Below are 1,965 nucleotides of genomic sequence, written 5' to 3'. Positions count from 1 at the left end.
CTGGCACCCGTTCTTTCTCCAGGGCACCAAGACGCTGGCCTATGAGCTGTGGGAGGATCTGGGCTTCCGCGCGCCCGACAACGTGATCGTGCCCTGCGGCGCCGGGTCCAACGTGCTCGGCTGCGAGATCGGCTTCGCCGAATTGCTGCGCGCCGGGGCGATCGACACCCTGCCGCGCATCTTCGCCGCGCAACCGGCGGTCTGCGCCCCGATCGCCGCCGCCCTGCTCGGCACGGACGAGGCGGAGGCCGGCGGGGCGTTCGGCGATGCGCCGCCCGACCACGCCCCGCCCGACCGCTGGCCCCTCGGCCCGACCATCGCCGAGGGCACGGCGATCGCCCGCCCGGTGCGGCTGCGCGAGGTGGTGGGCGCGCTGCTCTCCACCGGCGGCGGCGCGGTCATGCTGGAGGAGGCGGAGATCGCGCAGGCGACCCGCGACCTCGCGCGACAGGGACTCTACGTCGAGCCGACCTGCGCGCAGGTGGCCGCCGCCTATGCCCGGCTGCTGGAAAGCGGCGCGATCGAGCCCGGGCAGACGACGGTGCTGGTCCTGACGGGCAGCGGGCTGAAGGCGACGCCGGTGATCGAGCGGCTGCTGGCGGCGGGCTAGACCTTCTCCACCTGGCTGTATTCCAGCTCGACCGGGGTGGAGCGGCCGAAGATGGAGACGCTGACCTTCACGCGGCCCTTTTCCTCGTCCACTTCCTCGACGGTGCCGTTGAAGCTGGTGAACGGGCCGTCGGCGACGCGCACCTGCTCGCCCACCTCAAACAGGATCGCCGGGCGGGCGTGTTCGACGCCCTCGGCCGACTGCTTGAGGATGCGTTCGGCCTCGGCCTCGGAAATCGGCGTCGGGCGCAGCTTGGTGCCGAGGAAGCCGGTGACCTTCGGCGTGTTCTTGACGAGGTGCCAGGCGTCGTCGGTCAGCTCCATCTTCACCAGCACGTAGCCGGGGAAGAACTTGCGCTCGGCGCTGACCTTCTGGCCGCGCCGCATCTCGACCACGTCCTCGCTCGGCACCAGCACGTCCTCGAACTGGTCGGCGAGCCCCTTCTGCGCGGCCTGTTCCTTGATCTGCTGCGCGATCTTCTTCTCGAAGCCGGAATAGACATGGACGACGTACCAGCGCATGGACATAGCCCGCTCCTCAGAACCCGCCGGCGAAGACGAGGCGCACGGCGAGCCGGACGACCTGGTCGATGACAAAGAAGAAGATGGCGGCCATCGCAGCCATCAGGAAGACCAGTCCTGTGGTCACGGCGGTCTCCTTCCGTGTGGGCCACGTGACGCGGCCGATTTCGGTCCGCACCTCACGCAGGAACTTCGCCGGATTGACCGCCACGACCGCCAGACCCCCGATCACTGAAAAAATAGGACCCCTTATGCGCAGCCTGGCAGGGGTGGAGGGTCTCGAACCCCCAGCCTCCGGTTTTGGAGACCGGCGCTCTAGCCAATTGAGCTACACCCCTGCGGCTGCCCGGCGCATGCCATACGGCGCGGCCGGTTCGCAGGCGGCGTAGAGAGAACGCGGCGCGGCGGGTGTCAAGCCGTCCGGCGCATTTGGCGGCCGGCGAGGCCGCCGCCGGCGGCTGGAGCGGGTGACGGGAATCGAACCCGCACAGCCAGCTTGGAAGGCTGGAACTCTACCATTGAGCTACACCCGCTGAGCTACACCCGCCTGGGTGCCCGGCCCGCAAAACCCGTCCGCCCAGCAATCCCGTCGCGGCGATGGTGGAGGGGGTTGGATTCGAACCAACGTAGGCGCAAGCCAACGGATTTACAGTCCGTCCCCTTTAGCCACTCGGGCACCCCTCCGTGCCGCAGCGCGCGGCGTAGCTTCCGCCCGTTGGCCTGTCAACGCGCCGCCGGCCGCCGGTGGCTGTGCAGGGCGGGTCCGGACCGCTATACGCGCGGCATGAGACAACCAGGACGACGCGGCCCCGGGGCCGGCCCGAGCGGCGGCCC

At 69.8% G+C, this 1,965-nt stretch carries 3 protein-coding genes and 3 tRNA genes; 1 reads left to right on the top strand and 5 read right to left on the bottom strand.

The features are described 5' to 3' along the window. On the top strand, positions 1–610 hold a 610-nt coding region (locus tag B8460_RS11170), incomplete at its 5' end, for a pyridoxal-phosphate dependent enzyme (protein ID WP_048861674.1). On the opposite strand, the gene nusG is transcribed toward B8460_RS11170, so the two are convergent. From nusG to B8460_RS11145, 5 genes are all read right to left on the bottom strand, one after another. Then, complete coding sequence (gene nusG / locus B8460_RS11165; RefSeq protein ID WP_048861673.1) at positions 607–1,137, bottom strand: transcription termination/antitermination protein NusG; 531 nt, start codon at positions 1,135–1,137, stop codon at positions 607–609. The two genes, B8460_RS11170 and nusG, sit on opposite strands and share 4 nt — an antisense overlap. Positions 1,138–1,147: 10 nt before the next feature. After that, complete coding sequence (secE, locus tag B8460_RS11160; RefSeq protein ID WP_373855818.1) at positions 1,148–1,309, bottom strand: preprotein translocase subunit SecE; 162 nt, start codon at positions 1,307–1,309, stop codon at positions 1,148–1,150. An 83-nt stretch (positions 1,310–1,392) separates the two neighbouring features. After that, positions 1,393–1,469, bottom strand: a tRNA-Trp gene (locus B8460_RS11155). A gap of 121 nt (positions 1,470–1,590) precedes the next feature. Beyond that, a tRNA-Gly gene (locus B8460_RS11150) sits at positions 1,591–1,664 on the bottom strand. 65 nt (positions 1,665–1,729) lie between these two features. Beyond that, positions 1,730–1,815: transfer RNA gene (locus tag B8460_RS11145), tRNA-Tyr, on the bottom strand. Positions 1,816–1,965: the final 150 nt, after the last annotated feature.

It is taken from the genome of Acidisphaera rubrifaciens HS-AP3 (assembly GCF_000964365.1).
GTDB classification, from domain to species: domain Bacteria; phylum Pseudomonadota; class Alphaproteobacteria; order Acetobacterales; family Acetobacteraceae; genus Acidisphaera; species Acidisphaera rubrifaciens.
The sequence above is the reverse complement of the archived record's forward strand: the minus strand, read 5'-3'. Positions and strand labels throughout refer to the sequence as shown.